Annotated in this window: 19 protein-coding genes and 1 tRNA gene; 8 read left to right on the top strand and 12 right to left on the bottom strand. The window is 59.5% G+C overall.

Features of this window, described 5'->3' with window-relative positions:
- Positions 1–61 precede the first annotated feature (61 nt).
- Positions 62–1,108: a GlxA family transcriptional regulator gene (locus QQG91_RS06060; protein WP_285772074.1), complete on the top strand. Its 1,047-nt coding sequence runs from the start codon at positions 62–64 to the stop codon at positions 1,106–1,108.
- 13 nt (positions 1,109–1,121) lie between these two features.
- On the opposite strand, the gene QQG91_RS06065 is transcribed toward QQG91_RS06060, so the two are convergent.
- Together QQG91_RS06065 and QQG91_RS06070 are read right to left on the bottom strand one after the other, a co-directional pair.
- A tRNA-Gly gene (locus QQG91_RS06065) sits at positions 1,122–1,195 on the bottom strand.
- Between the two features lie 91 nt (positions 1,196–1,286).
- The gene (locus QQG91_RS06070; protein ID WP_285772075.1) at positions 1,287–3,320 is read right to left on the bottom strand and encodes an ASKHA domain-containing protein; all 2,034 of its coding nucleotides are present in this window, start codon (positions 3,318–3,320) and stop codon (positions 1,287–1,289) included.
- A gap of 181 nt (positions 3,321–3,501) precedes the next feature.
- Between QQG91_RS06070 and guaB the strand changes: the two genes are divergently transcribed.
- From guaB to QQG91_RS06085, 3 genes are all read left to right on the top strand, one after another.
- Positions 3,502–4,947, top strand: a complete 1,446-nt coding sequence (gene guaB, locus QQG91_RS06075) for an IMP dehydrogenase (RefSeq protein WP_285772076.1) — start codon at positions 3,502–3,504, stop codon at positions 4,945–4,947.
- Positions 4,947–6,104, top strand: coding sequence for an RsmB/NOP family class I SAM-dependent RNA methyltransferase (locus QQG91_RS06080; protein WP_285772077.1), 1,158 nt, complete (start codon positions 4,947–4,949; stop codon positions 6,102–6,104). Before guaB ends, QQG91_RS06080 begins: the two co-directional genes overlap by 1 nt.
- A gap of 103 nt (positions 6,105–6,207) precedes the next feature.
- Positions 6,208–8,478, top strand: coding sequence for an ATP-binding protein (locus tag QQG91_RS06085; protein ID WP_285772078.1), 2,271 nt, complete (start codon positions 6,208–6,210; stop codon positions 8,476–8,478).
- Here QQG91_RS06085 and QQG91_RS06090 read toward each other — a convergent pair.
- Positions 8,475–9,452 (bottom strand): glucokinase, encoded by a 978-nt coding sequence (locus QQG91_RS06090; protein WP_285772079.1) that lies wholly within the window; start codon positions 9,450–9,452, stop codon positions 8,475–8,477. The genes QQG91_RS06085 and QQG91_RS06090 overlap by 4 nt on opposite strands.
- Before the next feature lie 90 nt (positions 9,453–9,542).
- Complete coding sequence (locus QQG91_RS06095) at positions 9,543–10,574, bottom strand: substrate-binding domain-containing protein (RefSeq protein WP_285772080.1); 1,032 nt, start codon at positions 10,572–10,574, stop codon at positions 9,543–9,545.
- 246 nt (positions 10,575–10,820) lie between these two features.
- Between QQG91_RS06095 and QQG91_RS06100 the strand changes: the two genes are divergently transcribed.
- A complete protein-coding gene (locus tag QQG91_RS06100; protein WP_285772081.1) occupies positions 10,821–12,467 on the top strand; it encodes an alpha-amylase family glycosyl hydrolase in 1,647 nt (548 codons plus the stop codon).
- 73 nt (positions 12,468–12,540) lie between these two features.
- A complete protein-coding gene (locus tag QQG91_RS06105; RefSeq protein WP_285772082.1) occupies positions 12,541–13,896 on the top strand; it encodes a sulfatase in 1,356 nt (451 codons plus the stop codon).
- 60 nt (positions 13,897–13,956) lie between these two features.
- Here QQG91_RS06105 and QQG91_RS06110 read toward each other — a convergent pair whose 3' ends face one another.
- From QQG91_RS06110 to QQG91_RS06120, 3 genes are read right to left on the bottom strand one after another with little or no spacing between them, the layout of a single operon-like run.
- Positions 13,957–15,033 carry a methyltetrahydrofolate cobalamin methyltransferase gene (locus QQG91_RS06110; RefSeq protein ID WP_285772083.1) on the bottom strand — a complete coding sequence of 359 codons (1,077 nt, stop codon included), beginning with the start codon at positions 15,031–15,033 and terminating at the stop codon, positions 13,957–13,959.
- Between the two features lie 9 nt (positions 15,034–15,042).
- Positions 15,043–15,975, bottom strand: a complete 933-nt coding sequence (locus tag QQG91_RS06115; RefSeq protein ID WP_285772084.1) for a methylenetetrahydrofolate reductase — start codon at positions 15,973–15,975, stop codon at positions 15,043–15,045.
- A 41-nt stretch (positions 15,976–16,016) separates the two neighbouring features.
- On the bottom strand, positions 16,017–16,316 hold the full coding sequence (locus tag QQG91_RS06120) for a virulence factor (RefSeq protein WP_285772085.1): 300 nt from the start codon (positions 16,314–16,316) through the stop codon (positions 16,017–16,019).
- A 239-nt stretch (positions 16,317–16,555) separates the two neighbouring features.
- On the opposite strand from QQG91_RS06120, the gene QQG91_RS06125 reads away from it, so the two are divergent.
- Both QQG91_RS06125 and QQG91_RS06130 read left to right on the top strand, forming a co-directional pair.
- Positions 16,556–17,668, top strand: coding sequence for a Ppx/GppA phosphatase family protein (locus QQG91_RS06125; RefSeq protein ID WP_285772086.1), 1,113 nt, complete (start codon positions 16,556–16,558; stop codon positions 17,666–17,668).
- 35 nt (positions 17,669–17,703) lie between these two features.
- On the top strand, positions 17,704–18,489 hold the full coding sequence (locus QQG91_RS06130; RefSeq protein WP_285772087.1) for an RlmE family RNA methyltransferase: 786 nt from the start codon (positions 17,704–17,706) through the stop codon (positions 18,487–18,489).
- 27 nt (positions 18,490–18,516) lie between these two features.
- Here the strand turns inward: QQG91_RS06130 and msrA are convergent, their stop codons facing one another.
- From msrA to QQG91_RS06155, 5 genes are all read right to left on the bottom strand, one after another.
- Positions 18,517–19,017: a peptide-methionine (S)-S-oxide reductase MsrA gene (gene msrA, locus QQG91_RS06135; RefSeq protein ID WP_285772088.1), complete on the bottom strand. Its 501-nt coding sequence runs from the start codon at positions 19,015–19,017 to the stop codon at positions 18,517–18,519.
- Positions 19,017–19,463, bottom strand: coding sequence for a peptide-methionine (R)-S-oxide reductase MsrB (gene msrB / locus QQG91_RS06140; protein WP_285772089.1), 447 nt, complete (start codon positions 19,461–19,463; stop codon positions 19,017–19,019). The genes msrA and msrB overlap by 1 nt, the downstream gene beginning before the upstream one ends.
- A gap of 90 nt (positions 19,464–19,553) precedes the next feature.
- Positions 19,554–20,408 carry a tRNA glutamyl-Q(34) synthetase GluQRS gene (gluQRS, locus tag QQG91_RS06145; protein ID WP_285772090.1) on the bottom strand — a complete coding sequence of 285 codons (855 nt, stop codon included), beginning with the start codon at positions 20,406–20,408 and terminating at the stop codon, positions 19,554–19,556.
- Positions 20,405–21,751, bottom strand: a complete 1,347-nt coding sequence (gene trmFO, locus QQG91_RS06150; protein ID WP_285772091.1) for a methylenetetrahydrofolate--tRNA-(uracil(54)-C(5))-methyltransferase (FADH(2)-oxidizing) TrmFO — start codon at positions 21,749–21,751, stop codon at positions 20,405–20,407. The genes gluQRS and trmFO overlap by 4 nt, the downstream gene beginning before the upstream one ends.
- A gap of 82 nt (positions 21,752–21,833) precedes the next feature.
- Complete coding sequence (locus QQG91_RS06155) at positions 21,834–22,220, bottom strand: DoxX family protein (protein WP_285772092.1); 387 nt, start codon at positions 22,218–22,220, stop codon at positions 21,834–21,836.
- Positions 22,221–22,346: the final 126 nt, after the last annotated feature.

A 22,346-nucleotide genomic window follows, 5' to 3' on the forward strand; every position in this document is an offset into this window, starting at 1 on the left:
GGGCGCAAAATTTTTGGTGATATCAGGGGCTTCATCTTTACAATGGTGAACAACGTCGAGATTGGCTATTAAGAACGCTGTGAACAGCGGAGAAGTGATCTTGATGGATCGCCAGCCTTTGGTGCCGAGTGGTGCCGCGTATTTCGACTCTGGAATTCAAGCAAAGGGGACCAAGCGGTTTGTCTTTGTCCTCTGTCCGTCCTTCACACTTCTTGCCTTTTCCTCGGCGGTCGAGCCTCTACGCATCGCCAACCAGCTTTCGCAAAAACCGCTCTACAGCTGGACCGTCGTTTCGATGGATGGCCAGCCCGTGTCGAGTTCGAGCGGAATCGCGATCCATGTCGACAGCGCCTTTTCTCCGCCCGCGCGCGATGACGTGCTGGTCGTATGTGCGGGCAATCAACCCGCCGCTGCGGGGGATCAACAGATCGTGGCCGCCGTGCGCGGCCATTACCGCAACAGCGGACAGGTCGGCGGGCTGTGCACAGGCGCGGTGGCCTTGGCTTTCGCGGGTGTGCTGGAGGGGCGCAAGTTTACGCTTCATTGGGAAAACCAACCCGCCTTTATCGAAACATTTCCCGAGCTTGCTCCGACGCTGAACAAATACGAGATCGACGATCGCGTGATGACGAGCGGCGGGGGCGCGGCTGCGACCGATCTTTTCCTCGATATCGTTGCGTCTGACCATGGCCAGCGCTTTGCCGCCGTCGTCTCGGACATGTGCCTGCGCCGTGTGACCATCGGGCGGGATATGCCGCAGCGCTCGTCACTGGCTGCGGTGGCGCAGGTGAGCAATCCCGCGCTTTCGGCCATGGTCGAGTTGATGAAGCAAAACCGCGAGGACCCGATGCCGCTTGACGATATCGCGGAGCGGGTCGGGCTGTCGCGTCGCCAGATGGAGAGGCTCTTTGGGGATATCCTCGGAATGCCGCCCGCGCGCTTCTATCTGAACCTCAGGCTCGAACATGCGCGCAATCTGCTTGCCAGCACCGAAATGAGCCTTTGGGAGGTTTCCGTCGCCTGCGGTTTTTCCTCGAAGCACCATTTTTCCAAGGTGTTCACGCGCCGCTTCGGCACAACGCCGGGACGGGTGAAAAAGCGCAAGTAATCGGGGGAAAGTTTGGAGCGGGTAACGGGAATCGAACCCGTAACTGAAGCTTGGGAAGCTTTCGTGATACCTTTTCACCATACCCGCAGTTCCAAAGATCAGGTATCGCCGCGAAGGCCCATCGTCAAGAGGCCCCGAAAGAGAAAAGCCGCCCCGAAAGGAGCGGCTTTTGACGTGATCAGCGGCGACGGCGACGTCCGCCCCGATCCCCGCCACCGTCGTTGAAATTCAACTGGGGCAGGGTGACCTCACCGCTCAGGTTGGGGAAGGGATCGGTCGCGTGGGGGATCGCGTTCGCATTGACGAAATGCTCTTGGAATTTCGGCTCGATGGCGGTCTCAATCTTTGTGATCTTGGTGACGGTTTCTTCGATCGCGGCGCGGGCGGCATTGGAGCAGAGCGCAATGCGCGCGCCCGTGCCTGCGGCGTTGCCCGCAGAGGTGACCTTGTCCAGCGGCACGTCGGGGATCATCCCGAGGATCATCGCGTGTTTGGGGCTGATATGTGCGCCGAACGCCCCTGCGAGCGTCACGCGGTCCACCACATCCACGCCCATTTCGTCCATCAAAAGCCGCGCGCCCGCATAGAGCGCCGATTTGGCAAGCTGGATGGCGCGGATGTCGCCTTGGGTAACAGTGATACGCGGGCCACCTGCATCGGTGCCGTCATAGATCAGATAACTGTTGGTGCGACCCTCGGCGATGGCACGCTCGGTGCCCGTCTGCTCGGCAGATCCGATGAGGCCCTTGTTGTCGACAAGCCCCGCGGCGCGCATCTCGGCAACCGCTTCGATGATACCCGAACCACAAATCCCCGTGACGCCTGTGGCTTTGGTCTGTTCGGCAAAGCCGTCTTCATCCGACCACAGCTCGCATCCGATCACGCGGAAGCGCGGTTCTTTGGTGATGGGGTCGATCTCGATCCGCTCGATGGCGCCAGGCGCGGCGCGCTGGCCGCTGCTGATCTGCGCCCCTTCGAAGGCGGGGCCCGTCGGCGACGAACAGGCCAGAACGCGTGTCGTGTTGCCTAGAAGGATTTCGGCGTTGGTGCCCACGTCCACGATGAGAACGAGGTCTTCGGATTTGCCCGGCTCTTCCGAGAGGGCCACAGCGGCAGCATCGGCGCCCACATGGCCCGCAATGCACGGCAGAACATAGACCCGAGCCGAAGCATTGATCGCATCCAGTTCGAGTTCCATGGCGTCGAGCGAGACCGAGTGCGAGGTGGCGAGCGCAAAGGGCGCTTGGCCGAGTTCGACAGGATCGATGCCCAACAACAGGTGGTGCATCACGGGGTTGCAGACGAATACCGTCTCCATGATGCGCTTGGCGTCGATTTCGGCCTCTTTCGCGATTTCGATTGTAAGCGTGTTGATGGCGCTGCGCACCGCTCGCGTCATTTCCTGATCCCCGCCGGGGTTCATCATGGAATAGGACACGCGGCTCATAAGGTCTTCGCCAAAGCGGATCTGCGGGTTCATGATCCCCGAGGAGGCCACGACAAGCCCGTTGCGAAGATCGCAAAGATGGGCCGCGATGGTCGTCGAGCCAAGGTCGATGGCGAGGCCGTAGATACGGCCCTCGTCAAAGCCGGGGAAAATGTCGAGCACGCGGAAATTGGTGTCGTTGTGCCCCTTGTTGAGGGCCACGGTGACTTTCCACTCGCCCTTGCGCAATGCGGGTTGAAGTTTGCGCATCACGGCGAGCGAGGCGGTGACGCCCTCGACCTGCCATTGGTCCTTGAGCGCGCGGCACAGGCGTTCGAAATCGCCCGTCGGCTCGTGCATATCGGGTTCGGCCACTTCGACGTAGTAAAGCTTGGTCGCGGGGTCCATGACGATATCGCGGGCGGCTGCGGCTTTGCGCACCACTTGGCGGTGGACCTGGCTTTCGGGCGGAACGTCGATCACCACATCGCCCTGCACTTTGGCCTGACATCCCAAGCGGCGCCCTTCCTTGAGCCCGCGGATCTGGTCATAGCGTTCTTCGACGGCGTTCCAGACCGAGAGGGCGTCCTCGTGCACCGTAACGCCGTGCTTGGGAAATTCGCCGTAAGAGGGCGTGATCTGGCACTTGGAGCAGATCCCGCGTCCGCCGCAGACGGAATCAAGGTCGACGCCGAGTTGGCGCGCCGCCGTCAGGATCGGCGTTCCAACCGCAAAGCGGCCGCGTTTACCCGAGGGCGTGAATATGACGAGAGGGTCGTTGGTCATCGGACAGTCCTAAATGCATTTGGGTGCAAGATAGGCAAAAGGACCGGATGGGAAAGGGGGATCACGGCATTTATATGCTCGTTCCCGTCATCGCCCAAATAAAATGGCCCAAAGGCCTTTCCCATCAAGTTGATCCATGTAATAGGGACTTGCCAAACGAAGCATTCCACGGAGACGCCAGATGGAGATTCGCGAGGCCCTCACCTTTGATGACGTATTGTTGGTCCCAGCCGCCTCGAGCGTGCTGCCCTCTACGGCTGATACGCGCACGAATGTGACGCGTTCCATTCGTCTGAACATTCCGCTTTTGTCCTCAGCCATGGATACCGTGACCGAGGCGCGCATGGCGATTGCGATGGCGCAGGCTGGCGGCATGGGCGTGATCCACAAGAACCTCGGCATCGAAGAACAGGCTCGCGAAGTTCGCCGCGTCAAGCGTTTCGAGAGCGGGATCGTCTATAGCCCAGTCACGCTGACCGTGGATCAGACGCTTGCCGATGCCCAAGAGCTGGTCGAGCGGTATAACTTCACTGGCTTTCCCGTCGTCGACAAAGAGGGCCGCGTCGTCGGTATCCTGACCAACCGTGACATGCGGTTCGCCTCTTCGCCCGAGACGCCCGTTTCGGCGATGATGACCTCTGAAAATCTGGCGATGCTCGCCGAGCCTGCCGATCTTGAAGAGGCCAAGAGCCTCATGCGTGCGCGCCGGATCGAAAAGCTGCTCGTTCATGATGGCAAGGGCAAGTTGACGGGTCTTTTGACGCTCAAGGATACCGAGAAAGCCGTGCTCAACCCCACCGCCTGCAAGGACGAACTTGGTCGTCTGCGCGTGGCTGCCGCGACATCTGTCGGGGATTCAGGCTTTGAGCGGTCGATGGCTCTCATCGACGCAGGCGTCGATATCGTCGTGGTCGATACCGCACATGGTCACTCGGCTGGCGTGATCGACGCGGTGCGCCGCATCAAAGCCGTCAGCAACGTCCAGGTGATCGCGGGCAACGTGGCAACGGCTGCTGCGACCCAAGCCCTTATCGATGCAGGTGCGGACGCCGTGAAATGCGGGATCGGGCCGGGTTCGATCTGCACCACCCGCATGGTGGCAGGTGTCGGTGTGCCCCAGCTCTCGGCCGTGATGGACTGTGCCTCGGTCGCAGGAGATGTGCCGATCATTGCGGACGGCGGCATCAAGTTTTCGGGCGACTTCGCCAAGGCAATCGCCGCTGGCGCATCGGTCGCGATGGTTGGCTCGATGATCGCCGGCACCGACGAGTCTCCGGGTGAAGTGATCCTCTATCAGGGCCGTTCGTTCAAATCCTATCGCGGAATGGGGTCGCTTGGTGCGATGGCCCGCGGCTCTGCGGATCGTTACTTCCAGAAAGACGCCGCCAGCGACAAGCTCGTCCCCGAAGGGATCGAAGGTCAGGTGCCTTATAAGGGCAGCGTTGCAACCGTTCTGCACCAGATGGTCGGCGGTCTTCGTGCATCTATGGGCTATACCGGCTGCGCGACCGTCGAAGAGATGCGCAAGAACTGCACCTTTGTCAAAATCACCGGTGCAGGGCTCAAGGAATCCCACGTCCACGACGTGCAGATCACCCGCGAAAGCCCGAACTACCGGATCGGCTAATGCAACCGGCAGCCCGCATTGCGGCAGCAATCGAGCTGCTTGACGAAATTCTGGACGGCGCGCCTGCCGAGAGGTCTTTGACCGCTTGGGCGCGCCGTTCGCGTTTTGCGGGGTCCAAGGACCGCAACGCCATCCGCGACTATGTCTATGATGCGCTGCGCTGTCGTCGGTCCTTTGCCGCGCTTGGCGGGGCTGAAACGGGCAGGGGCCTCATGATCGGTGCGCTCAAAGCGCAGGGTGCGCCTCTCGATGATCTATTCAACGGGATCGGCCATGCCCCTTCGCCTCTCACCAAGACCGAGCGCGCCACTCCTCTCCTAGAGACCCTTCCCGCTGCAGTTCGGCTGGATTGCCCCGATTGGCTCATGCCCATGTTCGAGACCGATCTTGAGGCGCAAGCCGAGCCGGCGCTGATGGCGCTGCGAGAACGCGCACCGATTTTCCTGAGGGTCAATACGCTCAAAGCCGATGTGGCGACGGCGCTCAATTCTCTTGCATCCGACGACATCGAAGCGAAGCGCATCGAAGGCATCGAAACCGCACTTGTCGTGACCGCCAACGAGCGCCGCATTCGCGCCTCGACCGCGTTCGAGAGCGGATTGGTCGAGCTTCAGGACGCCTCTTCGCAAGCGGCGGTCCATCGGCTTGCGGGGCAAGGCGCCGCACTCGATTATTGCGCTGGCGGGGGCGGCAAGTCACTTGCGCTGGCCGCGATGGGGTATAGCGTCACTGCTCATGACATAGATCCGAGACGGATGGGCGACCTTCCCGCGAGAAGCCAGCGCGCAGGAGCGACGGTTGACCTTCGAAGTCCTGACGATCTCGGGGACGGGGAATACGACCTAGTCCTTGCCGATGCTCCCTGTTCCGGTTCGGGAACATGGCGGCGCACTCCCGATGCCAAATGGCGGCTGACACCCCAGCGGTTGGAGGATCTGACGCGGATTCAGGCAGATGTCATTCGTTCCGCCGCAGCCTATGTCGCGCCCTCCGGTCGTCTCGCCTATGCGACTTGTTCGGTATTTTCCTGCGAGAATGACGCGATAGTCGATGCATTTTGCAGCGAGGGCCGCTGGCAAGTTATTGATAGAATGAAGCTTGTGCCCTCTGAGCGGGGCGACGGGTTCTATCTGGCAATTCTCGAACGGAATGTCTGATTTCAACTTATAGTTGATTTATCTCCAATCCTGATTAACCTCGCCTTGCGTTAACTCCGAAGTAATATTCGGGCGCTAGTCTATCGGAGGTTGGAGGTCCGTCTTGAAAAGTTTTGCCCGTTTCAACGCTCGAAACGTACTTATCGCCTCTTTGGTCTCGTGGTTTTGCGTTGCGTGGTTTTCTGCCCGCGCGACCGACCGAGAGCTTGCGCTTTTCGGATGGAGCGTGGTTGCGCTTTCGGGTGGCGTGTTCCTTGGGATTCTCGTCGTCCAGTGGGCGCGGGTTCTGCGCAGTCGCAAACGGCTCTCCGATGCACGCAGACTTGTTGAACACGACATCGTGCCGAGCTTTATGGCGGACGGGGACGGCGTTGTGCTCTTTTCCAACGCGTCTTTCGAACATTCGGGGCTTGTCTCGGTGAGCGAGCTACTTGCTCCCTATATTGCCCAGTCGAACATGCTCCTGATCCAGCTTCAGGCCAAGGCAGACGAGTTTGGTCACGCAAGCGAGACGATCGCGACCAAACGCGGGACGGTTCGGCTGGGTGTTACGAAGTTCGAGAGCGATGCCTATGTCTGGCGCTTGATCGAACCCGATGGCGCGACGGGGAGCGGGTCGGATGCGCTCCCTACGATGACGGTGGGGCCAAGCGGCACGATCCTTTATATGAACGACAAGATGCGGGTTCTGATCGGAGAACGCGCGAAACGGCTCGATCAAGTGTTTCGCGATCTTCCTCTGGTGTCGGGCGGGATGCATCAGGTGAAATGCGCCGACCGCAACGTCATGGCGATGGTTGCGACACTCGAAAAAAGCGGTGGCCGCACCGAGGTTTATATCCTCCCAGGTGCCGACAAGCTGCCCAAGCTGAACATCGTCGAAAACTGGGCCGCGCTCGAGCTGATCCCTGTGCCATTGATCCTTGTGGCCAATACGGGAGAGGTGGTGGCGCGCAATCGCGAGGCGTCCAAGCTTTTGGGCGCCCAGCTGCCCGATGGAGCGCGCATCTCGGATATCCTCGAAGGGTTGGGACGCCCGATCACCGATTGGTTCGCCGAAGTGGCCGCAGGTCGTGGCAGCGGCGCAAGGCAATTCCTGCGCGGAACGGGGGACAACCGCGATTTCTTTGTGCAGGTCGCCTTGGCGCAAGCAGGGGACCCAGAGGAGAAATACGTGATCGCGACCCTCAACGACATGACGGAATTCAAATCGCTCGAAGCGCAGTTCGTCCAAAGCCAGAAGATGCAGGCCATCGGCCAGCTCGCGGGTGGTGTTGCACATGATTTCAATAACTTGCTGACTGCGATCTCTGGGCACTGTGATCTTTTGCTGCTCAAGCACGACCAGCAGGACAGCGAATATGCCGACCTTATCCAGATCCATCAAAATGCCAATCGGGCGGCCTCTCTTGTCGGGCAATTGTTGGCGTTTTCCCGCAAGCAGAACCTCAATTTCGAGGTGATCGACCTGCGCGATACCTTGTCCGATCTGACCTATCTTCTCAATCGGCTGGTCGGCGAGAAGGTTAAACTCGTCTTGCACCATGACCCCGATCTGAGGCCGATCCGCGTCGACAAGCGGCAGCTTGAACAGGTGATCATGAACCTCGTGGTCAATGCCCGCGACGCCATGCCCTCGGGAGGTGAAATTCGGGTGGAAACCGAAAACGTCATCCTTGAAAAGCCGATCCGCCGCAATCGGGCTCTGCTGCCCGCCGACAGCTATGTTCTGGTCAAGGTAATAGATGAAGGTGTCGGTATAAGCCCCGATAAAATCGGCAAAATATTCGAGCCGTTTTTTACCACCAAGCGCACGGGTGAGGGGACGGGTCTCGGGCTTTCGACCGCCTATGGGATCGTCAAGCAAACGGGCGGCTTTATCTTTGCAGAGAGCGAGGTCGGCGTCGGGACCGTCTTTTCGATCTATCTTCCTGCCTATCTCGCCAAGAGCGAAAGTGTCATCCCCGCCCAAGTCACCACTTTACCCGAGCGCAGCGGCCCGCGCGAGACGGATAGCGTGGTTCTTCTGGTCGAGGATGAGGCCCCCGTGCGGGCCTTTGCCAGCCGCGCCTTGAAACTGCGCGGCTATACCGTTCTCGAGGCGGAATGCGGCGAGAGTGCGCTCGATCTTCTGCGCGACGACAAAACCCGCGTCGATCTTTTTGTGACGGATGTGATCATGCCGGGCAAAGACGGGCCGACGTGGGTGCGCGAAGCCCTTCGCGCACGCCCCGAGACAAAGGTCGTCTTTGTATCCGGCTATGCCGAAGAAGCCTTTGGCGAAAACCGCGAGCGGATCCCCAATTCGGTCTTTCTTCCCAAACCGTTCTCGCTCAAGGATTTGACCGATACGGTCCAGAGCCAGCTTGGTTAGTGGCTGCTGCGCAGAGCGACGAGATGGGCCGCGCATCCTGTGAGAGCGGCATAATCATCCTCGACGACCGAGACAGCAAAATTCCCCATGAACCCTGCAAAACGTCCCTTGTCGCGGAACGCGTCACCGAAGCCGAATTCGCTCAGGTAAGGCGCAAAGGCCTGGGCAACCCCGCCGATGATATAGACGCCGCCAAAGGGGAGCTGGGTCAGCGCAAGGTTACCAGCAACCGCACCGAGAAAACGCGTGAAGAGTTTTGCCGCTTCGACGGATCGCGGGTCATCCTTGGCCGCAACCGACGCCATGATGTCCTTGCCCGATTTTTCGCGGAAATCCCCGGCTTCCTGTCCGAGAAAGGCATAAAGACGGGTCAAGCCGCGCCCCGAAAGCACATCTTCGACAGAGGGAAAGCCATGTGCGGTTTCGATAAAGTGACAGAGGCGCAGGTCGCGCTCGTCGCGCACGGGAAGGTTCACGTGCCCCGACTCCGACGGAGGCACGAGACGGCCCGCTTCGGTGTCGAACACGGGCGCAGCGTTAAAGCCGGTGCCGACGCCGATCACAAGTTTCGCCGCATGTTCGTTGCCCGACTGACCGGGAAGGATCTCGCGCAGTTTGTCCGCCTTGATGTGGCCAATCGCGTGACCCTGTGCCTGAAGATCGTTGAGGATGGCCACATGCTCGGCATTGGTGGCGCGCAGCAAAGTGTCCTTGTCGATGGTCCAGTCAAGATTGGTCATCGTCGCCTTGCCGTCGTGAACGGGGCCCGCAACGGCAACGCAGGTCGCGATCGGATCGACGTCGCCTTCTTCGGCAATGTATTTGCGAAGAACGCTTTCAAGGCCCGGATAGTCTTCGTTCGAATAGCGGCGGATCGTGTTTTCAAGCACTTCGCCACCGTTCGCCAAGGCCACGCGCGTATTCGTGCCGCCGATGTCTGCGACAAGGGAAAGAGTGTTCGACGGGTGGGCCATGAGAGTCTCCGGGAAAATCATGTTAGCGTTATCAGTCGCGTTGTTATTGCGCTTTCGCTCAAGGTGCAAGCGTAGAGCGCGAAAGCGGGTTCAACCCGAAGTCGGGCAAGGGCCTGTCGATTGACCTACCATAAGCTCCGCCTCGAGAAGGCGCGTTTTTGGGGGAGCGCCCGGATTGTTGATCAAATCGATCAAAATCTGTCCCGCGATCCGTCCTGCTTCGCGCACCGACGAACGGGTGGCGGTAAAGACAGGCACGTCATCCCCGTTGGGCAGATAGGAGAGGGCGTCGTCATAGGTCACGACCGAAACGTCCCGCCCCATCCGTAGGCCGAGCCGCTCGATTGCCCGCCGCACCCCGAGCGCCGAAATCAGCGAAGAGACCACAAAGGCGGTCGGGGGCGTGTCCGAGGCCAGCATGCGGCTTGCCTCGCGATAGCCATAAGTTTCGGTCATCTCTTGCGAGGCCATGAGCGATGCCAGAGGCGTAATCCCGCGCGCGGCATGGGCAGCTTCGAAGCCGTTACGACGTCTGAGGGCAAAGTCCATGGACTCGGGGCCGTTCAACAGCCCGATCTTGCGATGCCCGAGATCAAGAAGAAATGCCGTTGCCCGTTCGAATGCGCCTTGGTTGTTCACATCGACCCATGCATAGGGCTCGGTCTCGCCGCTTGATCGCCCATGCGCAACAAAAGGCAAGCCTATCTCGCGTAGCAAATCAAAGCGGGGGTCTTGGCTTTTTGCGCCGTGCACGACCACGCCGTCCACCGAGCCGCGTGCTTTGATCTGGCGATAGGCGCTGAGCTCGTCATCATCCGATACCATGCTCAGGACGGTTTCATATCCGTTGGCTGCATAGGTTTCGCCCGCACCCGCGATAAAGTCGCCGAAGATGGGGTTCACGACGAACTGGTGGGTCGAAATCGGGATCACATGACCGATGGCAAAGGCGCGCCCCGTAGCAAGGCTCTGTGCCCTTGCATGGGGCTTGTAGTCGTATTTCTGCGCAGCAAGACGCACCCGTTCGCGGGTATCCTCGCTCACCTCGGGATAACCATTCAGTGCGCGGCTCACCGTTGTGGGGCTCAAGCCAAGCATATCCGACAATTGTTTGAGGTTCATTTCCCGATCCAAAGCGCCTTCAAATTTGGTCTAGACTGCCAGAACTGCGGACGCAAGCAAAGGGGCAACGGGATAGGATTTTAGCGCGGTTTTCATGACATCTGCCGCAACTTTACGCCAAAACGATTAATAAACTACCTTTCCAAATCGCTTTGGATATGAGAAGTATCGGAACCTTTCTTTTGGCGTCAAGACGGCCTAGAAAGAGTGATCCGATCCATCCTCGCGTCCCAAGGTTTAATGTCCATGTCCGCCAAAGCACTGACCCGCGCCGATAACATCGCAAACCCCGATTGGTGGCGCGGTGCCGTCATTTATCAAATCTACCCCCGCAGCTATCAAGACAGCAACGGTGACGGCGTCGGCGATCTTCGCGGTATTGTCGAGCGTTTGCCTTATATCGCCTCGCTCGGGGTTGATGCGATCTGGATTTCTCCGTTCTTCAAATCGCCGATGAAGGACTTCGGCTATGATGTGTCGGACTATTGCGATGTTGACCCGCTCTTCGGCACTTTGACGGATTTTGACGCGGTGATCGAAACCGCGCATGCCAATGGGGTGCGCGTTCTGATCGATCTGGTCCTGAGCCATACCTCTGACCAGCATCCGTGGTTTGTCGAGAGTCGCGCAAGCCGCCAGAACGATAAATCGAATTGGTATGTCTGGGCCGAACCGAAAGAGGACGGCACCCCGCCGAACAACTGGTTGTCGATCTTCGGGGGCTCGGCTTGGCAATGGGATGCGCGCCGCGAGCAGTATTACTTGCACAACTTCCTCGTCTCGCAGCCCGATCTCAACTTCCACGAGCCACAGGTTCAGGACGCGCTCCTTGATGCTGCCCGCTTCTGGCTCGAGCGCGGGGTCGACGGGTTCCGTCTCGATACCATCAACTTCTATATGCATGACGAACAGCTGCGCGATAACCCGCCCCTGCCCAAGGCCGAGCGCAACGCCGACACCGCGCCTGCGGTGAATCCCTATAACCACCAGCGTCACCTCTATGACAAGAACCACCCCAAGAACGTGGTTTTCCTCGAGCGGCTTCGGGCCGTGATGCAGACCTATGGCGCCGCGGCCGTCGGAGAAGTGGGCGATAGCCAGATGGGGCTCGAAATCCTTGGCGAATACACCAAGGGCGATAACCGCATGCAGATGTGCTATGCCTTTGAATTCCTTGCCCCCGAGCGCCCCACGGCCGCCCGTTTCGTCGAGGTCCTGAACAGGCTCGATAGCGTGGCTCCCGAAGGCTGGGCGTGCTGGGCGTTTTCGAACCATGATGTCGTGCGTCATGCCTCGCGCTGGTCGCTCGACCCGAAGGCACAGCGCTTGTTCCTCACTTTGATCATGTCGCTGCGCGGATCGGTCTGTCTCTATCAAGGCGAAGAGCTTGGTCTTGGCGAGGCGGATATCGCCTTCGAGGATCTGCAAGACCCCTATGGCATCGAGTTCTGGCCCGAGTTCAAAGGCCGTGACGGGTGCCGCACACCGATGGTCTGGGAGCGGGATAATCGCAACGGCGGCTTCTCTGAGGCAAAGCCTTGGCTTCCCGTGCCGCCCGAACATCTGGAACGCGCCGTTGCTGCAGTGGAAGAGGACCCGAGCGCTTTGATCCATCATTACCGCAAGGCCATCGCGCTGCGTCATGCGCACGAGGCGCTCCGTTCGGGTGCGCACGAGGGATTGGCCGCGACGGGGACCATCGTCCATTTCTCTCGCGTTGGCACCGACGAGACCCTGTTCTGTGCCTTTAACCTGAGTGATGCGTCCGCAACCCTTGCCAAGCCCGTGGGCGCATGGGACGACGTGGGCCAAGACCTTGGAACGGCCAAAGCGTCGGGGGCGGAAATCGCCCTTGGACCATGGGACGCCTGGATCGCGGTCAAAAAGGACTGAGACCTGCGTTGAAAGCGGGCACAACCCTAGCGAATACCCTTGCCGCTCGGTTCGGTTTCGCTAGGGTCGCCTTATGAACATCCTTTTCGCCTCTATCGAAGATCTGAACGACTGGATCGAACCGCTCGGCGGTCATCCACAGGTCAAAACGCCGAACCTGATGCGTTTGGCAAAAAGAGCGATGGTGTTCGAGAATGCCTATGCGCCCGTTCCTGCCTGTTCTCCGTCGCGAACCGCCACGCTTTTCGGGCAGGCGCCGTGGGAGACGGGGATCTACTCGAACGACGAGACATGGCGCGACGGCTATCCGAGCGGCGGGCGGTTGTCGCTTGCGGGAGTGATGCGCGACGCGGGCTATGAAACCATCGGCGCGGGCAAAATCTTTCACAAGGATGTGCGCGGTTATGATCCCGAAGATTGGGACGAGTATCACAGAGGCGTTCATCACAAGAAATACGAAGTGATCAGTCGGGCAGTCGGAGCGGGCGAGCTGGGCCGTCTGAGCGATTTCGGACCCGTTCCCGATGACGAAGGCTGTTTCGACGCCGCGAACACCGATTGGCTGTGCGAGCGGATCAAAGCAGGTGACGATCGCAAATTCTGGGGCTTCGGGCTCTATCGCCCGCATTTGCCCTTTATCGTGCCGCAGGAATACTTCGACCTCTATCCCGAGGTTGTGGATGTCCCGCCGGGGCTGACGGGCAAGCAGTTCCGGCCCGGAAATAAGGCCGCGCTTGACGGGCTCCCGCCCGAGAGTGCCGTCTTCGCCAATCGGCGGATCGGCTGGATTCTCAAGAAATTCGGGGAATACAACGACTTTGTCCGTGCCTATCTCGCCTCGATCTCTTATGCGGATGCCTTGCTCGGACAGGTGCTCGACCGTTTGGAAGAGACGGGCCAGATGGACAACACGCTTATCGTGCTCTGGTCCGACCATGGCTGGCAATTCGGAGAAAAACTGGCGTTCCGTAAGTTCACGCTTTGGGAACGGGCGCTGCGTGTGCCTTTGATGTTTGCTGGTCCCGGGATCGAATGCGGGCGCAGCAGGACACCTGTGTCGCTTCTCGACATTTTCCCGACCGTGATCGGGCAGGCAGGGGGGCAGGCAAAGCACAAGCTGAGCGGTCTGGACCTTTCGCCCATTTTGCGCGGCGAAGGAGAGATCGCGCGCGATCATGTCGTCTCGGTCTGGGGCAACTGGCCCGAAGATGGGAGCGAGAATTTGGCCTTTACCCTGCGCTCGCGGGCGCATCGCTATACGGTCTATTGGCAGGGCGGAGAAGAGCTTTATGACAGTGAGGCCGATCCGTTCGAACACGTCAACCTGATCACGAGCGGCGGTCCGAATATCCGTGCGATTGCAGATGATTATCAGGCAAAGCTCAATCTTGATCTGGATCGGATCGCCCCTCGCGTCCGACCTGCGTGACCAAAAGGAAAAGCCCGCGAAATCGCGGGCTTTACGCTTTTACTTGAAGGGTCGTCGCTGTTAGCGACGACGACCCCCGCGACGACGGCCGCCTGCCGCGTCATCTGCACCGCCGGCGGCAACCGCACGGTTGAAGCGGATCCATTCACCACCCGAAGGGTCGTTGTCGGTCAGGAAGTTGGCGGCGCGGATGGCTTCCATTTCCGAACCTGCGCGCGATTTGGTCGAGCCGAGGCCCGTGATGCGGCAGAAGGTTTCGAGGTCGATATCGTCGGGAACGATGATCCCTGCTTCTGCGAGCTCGAGCTTTTTCGCTTCGATCTTGGAAGCGGCAACGGGCAGGGCGCAGGGGTTCATGATCGCCGAGGTCATACCGGCACCCATCGCCATCGGGAGGAAGGCGTTGTTGATGCCGTGGCGGTTGGGAAGACCGAAGGAGATGTTCGACGCGCCGCAGGTTGTATTGACGCCGAGCTCTTCGCGAAGACGACGCACGAGCGCAAACACCTGAAGGCCTGCGGTCGCCATTGCGCCGATCGGCATGACGAGCGGGTCAACGACGATGTCGTGGGCGGGAATGCCGAAGTCGGCGGCGCGCTCTACGATTTTCTTGGCGACGGCAAAGCGGACATCGGGATCTTCGGAAATGCCGGTGTCGTCGTTCGAGATCGCCACAACGGGAACGTTGTATTTCTTGACGAGCGGGAGAACGAGTTCGAGACGCTCTTCTTCGCCCGTGACCGAGTTCAGAAGGGGGCGGCCCTTGGCAGCGGCGAGACCGGACTCGAGCGCGCCGGGGACCGAGCTGTCGATGCAGAGCGGCGCATCGGTGATGGCCTGAACGCGCTCGACGAGTTCCTTCATCAAGGGCGGCTCGACGAAGTTGTTGTCGGCATAACGCGGATCTTCAGCCATCTTGTTTGTGAAGACGGCGCCCGAGTTGATGTCGAGGACGGTCGCACCAGCGGCCACCTGCGCCAGAGCGTCGGCTTCTACGGTCGAGAAGTCGCCCGCTTCAAGCTCGGCCGCGAGCTTTTTACGGCCCGTCGGGTTGATACGCTCGCCGATCACGCAGAACGGCTGGTCAAAGCCGATGATGGCTGTCTTGGTTGCGGATTCGATTACCGTGCGGGTCATAGTACGTCCTTAAGCTTGGTTTGCGGGAACGCCCGAGGCGCCGCCGTTTTCGGTGACCCATGCGGCGTTGGTCTTGATGCCGCCGAGGGGGAAGAAGTGGACCTGTTCGATGTTGAAATCAGGGTGCGCCGCTTTGTATTCGGCCAATTCGGTGATGAACTCGTTCGGCTCGTAGGGCAGGAGCAACTTGGTCACATCCATAGCGCGCTTTTGCAGAACCTTGAGCGAGGGGCCCACGCCGCAGGCAATAGCGAATTTGATCAGCGTCTGGAGCTTGGCGGGACCTGCAACACCGATGTGCACCGGAATTTCGACGCCAGCGGTCTTGAGTGCATTCGCCCATTCGATCACGGGGCCAGCATCGAAACAGAATTGGGTCGCCAGCGCCATGTCGGCATCGGTCGTTTCGCGGAATTTCTGCTTCCAGCGCAGCGCGTCCATGACGTTCTTGTCCGAGCCATCGGGGTCGATGTCCTTGTTGCCCTCGGGGTGGCCTGCAACGTGGAGGCGCTTGAAGCCTGCGCGGTCGAAGATACCGGTTTCGAGAAGCTGCATCGAACAGTGGAATTCGCCCACAGGTTCGGCAACTCCGCCCGCAAGGATGAGACCCTGAGTGACGCCCGCTTCGGAGGAGTAGCGGTTGACCCAGTCTTCGAGGGTTGCGGCATCCTTGATGATGCGGGCAGGGAAATGCGGCATCGGGTCAAAGCCTTCGTCACGCAGACGCGCAGCGGTTGCCACCATGTCCTCGATCGGAGTGCCGTCGATGTGGGCGATGTAGACGCGTGTGCCTTTGGGCAGAAGATCGCCAAAGCTCTCGACCTTTTCGGCGGTGCGCGGCATCACTTCGATGGAATAGCCCTTGAGGAAGGCCTCGACAGCCGGATTGACCGGAGCAGGACCGGTTTCAACGGTTTTTTTCTTGAACGGCAAAAGGGACATGAGTGCCTCCGTAAGACGGGCGTGAAGGGACATAGGGCCGGTCAATTCCAGCCATCATTCGCAATGAGCGCTTTGATACGCTCTTGGTCATACTCGGCGTCGAGCCTTGCGGCCTCTGCCTCGGCAACAGCCTGATCGCTTTCGCCTTCCACATTCACGGGATCGGCGCGGCGCCAGTCTGCAAGGTAGTCGTCGGTCTTGTCCGCGCCGGCTTTCATCGCTGCGCGGTCGATCGCCTGCTCGAACCGTTCGGGAAGAACGACCTTGGCCGCACGACGGCCTTTGCCGACGTTGACCTGAGCGGGGATGTCTCGCCAGTAGATGATAGTGACTTCGGGCATATTCTGATTCCCACCTGACCTATGCTTTGCTTCTATCCTTGCCGCTTTCCGACACATGGTCGGTTTTCGACATGGTGCGCACGTCTTACGACTTGGACCACCTAGCAAAGATCAAAGCCGGAGGCGAGTTCTGCTTGGTCTCAAAAAACTCATGACGGTGATGAGGGGGCTTCACGCCACTTGCACAGAGGCCGACAGAGGCATAGGGTGGAGGTAACTCGATATTGGAGGGCGTAACTATGGCGCCCAAGCGTCCCCAAGGTGCGGGCGCATTCCCGAAAGCGGTCGAAAGCCCCGCGCCTCTCGTTCAGAACGAGCCACCGCTCTATGCGGCGCTCGATCTGGGCACAAATAGTTGTCGCATGTTGATTGCCCAACCCAAGGGCAGTCAGTTTCACGTGGTCGACAGCTTTTCGAAATCGGTCCAATTGGGCCAAGGGCTCGAAAGTTCGGGCAAACTGAGCCGTGCGTCGATGACGCGCACGATCAATGCGTTGCGCATTTGTCGCCAGAAGCTTCAGCGTCACAACGTCCAACATATGCGGCTTGTCGCGACAGAGGCCTGTCGGCGTGCCAAGAACGGCCAACAGTTCATCAATCAGGCGCGGCGGGAAACGGGGCTCAATCTCGAGATCATTTCACCCGAGGAAGAGGCGCGCCTTGCCGTGATCTCTTGTGCGCCTCTGGTGTCGACCAAGACGCGCCAGCTTCTTGTCGTGGACATCGGCGGCGGCTCGACCGAGCTTGTCTGGATCGACCTTACCCAAGTCCCGCGTCGAGAGCGGCCGGGTGCCATCATGCGGCTCCATCGCGGATTTGTTCAGGACCCGGGTCCCTTTGCGGCGGCGCGGGTGGTAGATTGGATTTCCGTGCCTTTGGGCGTGGCGACACTGCGTGACCAGTTTCAGGACGTGGATGACGATGCGGCGCGCTTTGCGCTCATGAGCTGGTATTTCGAAGAGCATCTGTCGAAATTCTCGCCCTATGCCAAAGAGCAGGCCAAAGAAGGGTTCCAGATCATCGGCACGAGCGGGACCGTTACTACGGTTGCGGCAAGCCATCTGGGACTTCGCCGCTATGACCGCACCAAGGTTGACGGACTTCGGATGACGAGCGATCAGATCGACAAGGTGATCCGCGATTATCTCAATCTCGGGCCCAACGGTCGCAAGAACGATCCCCGCATCGGGCGGGATCGGCAGGCTCTGATCATGTCGGGCTCGGCGATCCTTCAGGCCTTGATGCGGATTTGGCCGACCAATCGGCTCTCGGTTGCGGATCGGGGGCTGCGCGAGGGATTGCTCTATGCGCAGATGAGTGCGGACGGGGTCTTGGAAGACGCGCCGTATTAAGGCATTAGGCGCTCTGAACCAGATGGAAGAAGACGATGGCAAAGAAACCGGGACAAAAGAATACAAGCGGCCGCGGCCAGCGTGATCTTGTGGTCAAGGTCAAAACTGCGCGTGGACGGACGCTTTCGTCGACGCGTTGGCTCCAGCGTCAGCTTAACGATCCTTATGTCAAACGCGCCAAGGCCGAAGGCTATCGTGGGCGCGCGGCTTACAAGATCATGGAGCTTGACGACAAGTTCCGCTTTCTCGTGCCCGGCGCACGTGTTGTCGATCTTGGCTGTGCACCGGGGGGATGGTGTCAGGTCGCGGTCAAACGCGTCAATGCCTTGGGCGATAGAAAAAACAAGCGTATCGGCACCGTGCTCGGGATCGATCTTCAGGAGCTGGAACCGCTCGCGGGTGCCCAGATGTATACGCTCGACTTTCTGGCGGACGATGCGGATCTTCAGGTCAAGGAATGGCTCAACGGTGAGGCCGATGTGGTGATGTCCGACATGGCGGCCTCTGCCTCTGGCCACAAGCAGACCGATCACCTTCGCATCATCGCGCTTTGTGAAGCGGCGGCCTATTTTGCCTTCGACGTGCTCTCACCAGGCGGCACCTTTGTCGCCAAGGTGTTGGCGGGCGGCGCAGAGGGCGAGTTGATGCATACGCTCAAGCGCAAGTTCAAGTCGGTGGTCAACATCAAGCCGCCGTCGTCACGTTCGGACAGCTCCGAAAAATTCGTGGTCGCGCGCGGGTTCAGAGGAAGGGACGACGACAATCAATGGGACGGCGATGTCGATGCGAACATCGAAGCATCGCCCGACGAAGAGGAATGAAAAACGGCCCCGATCGGGGCCGTTTTCTTATGCACGTTTGGGAAGCACCCAATTCGGGCGCGGGAAATGGCAAGTGTAGCCATTGGGGTGTTTCACCAGATAGTCCTGATGTTCTTCCTCGGCCTCCCAGAAATCGCCGACGGGTGCGACCTCGGTCACGACTTTGCCGGGCCAGAGACCCGAGGCATTCACATCGGCAATGGTATCGAGCGCCGTCGCCTTTTGCGCCTCGTCCACATAATAGATCGCCGAGCGATAGGACATCCCGAGATCGTTGCCCTGACGGTTGGGGGTCGTCGGATCGTGAATCTGGAAGAAAAGCTCCAGAATCTCACGGTAGCTTGTCACCGCATTTTCAAAAATGATTTCAATGCCTTCGGCATGGGTTCCGTGATTGCGATAGGTGGCATTGGGCACATCTCCGCCCGTATATCCCACGCGGGTGGCGATCACACCTTTGTGCCGACGAATAAGGTCCTGCATGCCCCAAAAGCAGCCGCCCGCCAAAACCGCCCGTTCCTGAGCCATCAGATATCCTCCACTTGATCGAGATAAGCGCCGTAGCCTTCTGCCTCCATATCATCGCGATGGATGAAGCGCAGCGAGGCCGAATTGATGCAATAGCGCAGACCGCCACGCTCGCGCGGGCCGTCGTTGAAAACATGACCAAGATGGCTGTCGCCATGGGTCGAGCGCACTTCGGTGCGGATCATGCCGTGCGAGGTGTCGCGAAGTTCGGTGACATGCGCAGGCTCGACAGGTTTGGAAAACGACGGCCAACCACAGCCGCTCTCGAATTTGTCGGAGCTGACGAACAAGGGTTCGCCCGACACGATGTCGACGTAAATCCCCGGTTCCTTGTGGTCGTTGTATTTGCCGGTAAAGGGCCGCTCGGTTCCGCTTTCCTGTGTGACATAGAATTCCATGTCCGACAGTGTGGCGATGACATCCGGGTTCTTGAAGTAACCTGACATGTGGGCTCCTTTGCGCTTTGTATAACAAGCAATATGGTTGGCCCTTCGGCGTTGTCCAGAGATGTGACAAAGCACTCGCGCAGATGTGGTCTAGGCAAGGCCGACCAAGCGGCGGATGTCCTCTGGCGTTGCACCCTCGGCGCGGAATTTGGCAATGGCTTTGGCGTCGTCTCTCTTGGCAAGCCGCTTGCCGTTCTCGTCGCGGATCAAGGCGTGGTGGTGATACGTCGGTGTTGGAAGATCCATAAGACTCTGAAGGAGAACATGTATTTTTGTCGCCTCGAAAAGATCCTGTCCACGCACGACATGGGTCACGCCTTGTGCCGCATCATCGAGAACCACTGAGAGGTGATAGGAGCCGAGGAAGGTTTTGCGCGACAAGACGATATCCCCGACCGTAGAAAGAAGGTCTTGGGCGATGATGGCTCCTGTTTCACCGTCGGGACCTCGGCCTTCTTCGGTAAAGGTCAAAGGCTCTTTGATCAGGTCAAGCGCCTTGCCAACATCAAGCCGAAGCGTCACCTCGGAGGGAAGCGGACCCGAGACTTCGGCGCGACAGGTTCCGGGATAGACGATGCCGTCGGGACCGAAGTGCGGCACACCTTCTTGCGGGGCAGAGGCGGAGTCCAAAATATCCCGCCGCGTGCAGGTGCAGGGATAAAGGAGCCCGCGATCCCAAAGCGTGGTGAGCGCTTGCCCATAGGTTTCCAACCGATCCGATTGGCGCAAAACGGGCGTCTCCCAACTCAGACCAAGCCATGCGAGATCGTCGTAGATCTGGGCTTCCCATTCGGGCTTGGATCGCTCGCGGTCGATATCTTCGATCCGCAAGAGAAATCGCCCGCCGTGCTGCACAGCCATGTCATGCGCAAGGATCGCCGAATAAGCGTGCCCGAGATGCAGCGGTCCCGTCGGGCTCGGTGCAAATCGGGTCACATAGGTCATGCGAATTCAGACGCCAACCAACGGGTGAAATCTTCCTTCGCGCGGTCGGTATAGCCCTTGTAGCGGTCCTTGCGGCCTTTGCGTCCGCCGCGCATCCCTTCGAGCAGAGGGAAAAGCCCGAAGTTGACGTTCATCGGCTGGAAGGTCTTCGCATCGGCCCCGCCCGTGATATGGGTCACGAGTGCCCCCATCGCGGTGGTGTTCGGGATCGGCGCAACGCTGCGGCCCTGCATCTCTGCGGCGGCCAAACGCCCCGCCAAAAGACCCATCGCCGCGCTTTCCACATAGCCTTCGACGCCTGTGATCTGGCCCGCAAAACGGATGTTCGGACGCGACTTGAGCCGCATTTCAGCGTCAAGCAGCGTGGGTGAGTTGATAAAGGTGTTGCGGTGAATACCGCCCAGACGCGCGAATTGAGCCTCCTCAAGACCGGGGATCATGCGGAGCACCTCGGTCTGTGCGCCGTATTTCATCTTGGTCTGGAAACCCACGATATTATAGAGCGTTCCCAATGCGTTATCGCGGCGCAGCTGCACAACGGCATAGGGTTTGTTGTCGGGGTCATGCGCGTTGGTCAGCCCGATGGGCTTCATCGGACCAAAGCGGAGCGTCTCGCGGCCCCGTTCGGCCATGACTTCGATCGGAAGGCAGCCGTCGAAATAGCCTGCCGTTTCGCCCTCGTGGAACTCGGTCTTATCGGCGGCGAGTAGTGCGTCGATAAAGGCCTCGTATTCGTCCTTGGTCATCGGGCAGTTGAGATAGGCGGTGCGCTCTTCCTCGGTCTCGCCCTTGTCATAGCGCGACTGCATCCACGCCACGTCCATGTTGACGCTCTCGAAATAGACGATGGGCGCGATGGCGTCGAAAAAGGCAAGCGCCTCGGCGCCTGTCTCACGGCGGATCGCTTCGCCAAGTTCGGGCGAGGTGAGGGGACCTGTGGCGATGATCCACTGGCCTTCGCTGGGAAGCTCGGTGATCTCCTCGTAGGACACGCTGATGTTCTCGTGCGCCTTGAGCGCGGCGGTCACGCTCTCGGCAAACGGATCGCGGTCCACGGCCAGCGCGCCCCCCGCAGGAAGACGGTGCTTGGCCGCCGTTTCCATGATGATCCCGCCTGCTTGCCGCATCTCCCAATGCAAAAGGCCCACTGCGTTCTGTTCGTTGTCGTCCGAGCGGAACGAGTTCGAACAGACCATCTCGGCAAGATTGCCAGTTCGATGGGCAAAGGTTTCGACCTTGGGACGCATCTCGTGGATCACCACTTTGATGCCTGCGTTTGCGGCCTGCCAAGCGGCCTCGGAGCCGGCCATTCCGCCGCCGATGATATGGAGTTCCTGTGTCATAGGCGGGATGTAGCCTTGGGCCGTTCAAAAGGAAAGAGCCCAAAAGAAAAGGGTCGCCCGTCGAGGCGACCCCGTTTTTCGATTATTTGCCGCGCTTGGCATCGATCGAGAGCGGACCTGCCCCCAAAAGAGCGATAGCGATATAGCCGCCGGCCATTGCAACGTTCTTGAAGAAGATGGTCATCTGCATCTGATCGGCGGGCACGAAATGATACAAAAGTCCCGACAAAAGCGAAAAGCCGGCCAAGGCAAGCGCCACGATAAAGGTCTGGAACCCGAGCAGAAGCGCAAGGCCGCCCAAGATTTCGAATAGGATAACAGGCCACGCCAAGAAGGCAGGCACGCCGCCCGAGGCCATATAGCCTGCAAACCCTTGCACGTCTCCAAGTTTGCCAAGACCTGCGATGATGAAAATCGCGGCCATAAAGACACGCGCGAGAAGTGCGCCGTAAGTGTTGAGAGAATTCATTTGTCTTTCCTTTGCGTTAAAGTCCCCATCGGAACCCTAGTCGCTAAAAGGACGGTCGCGAATTCGCTAAAATCGAACATCAGCCATGGATTTACGCACATCCAATTTCGGTGGCCCGACAAAAGA

This window comes from Marivivens sp. LCG002, assembly GCF_030264275.1.
Lineage (GTDB): Bacteria > Pseudomonadota > Alphaproteobacteria > Rhodobacterales > Rhodobacteraceae > Marivivens.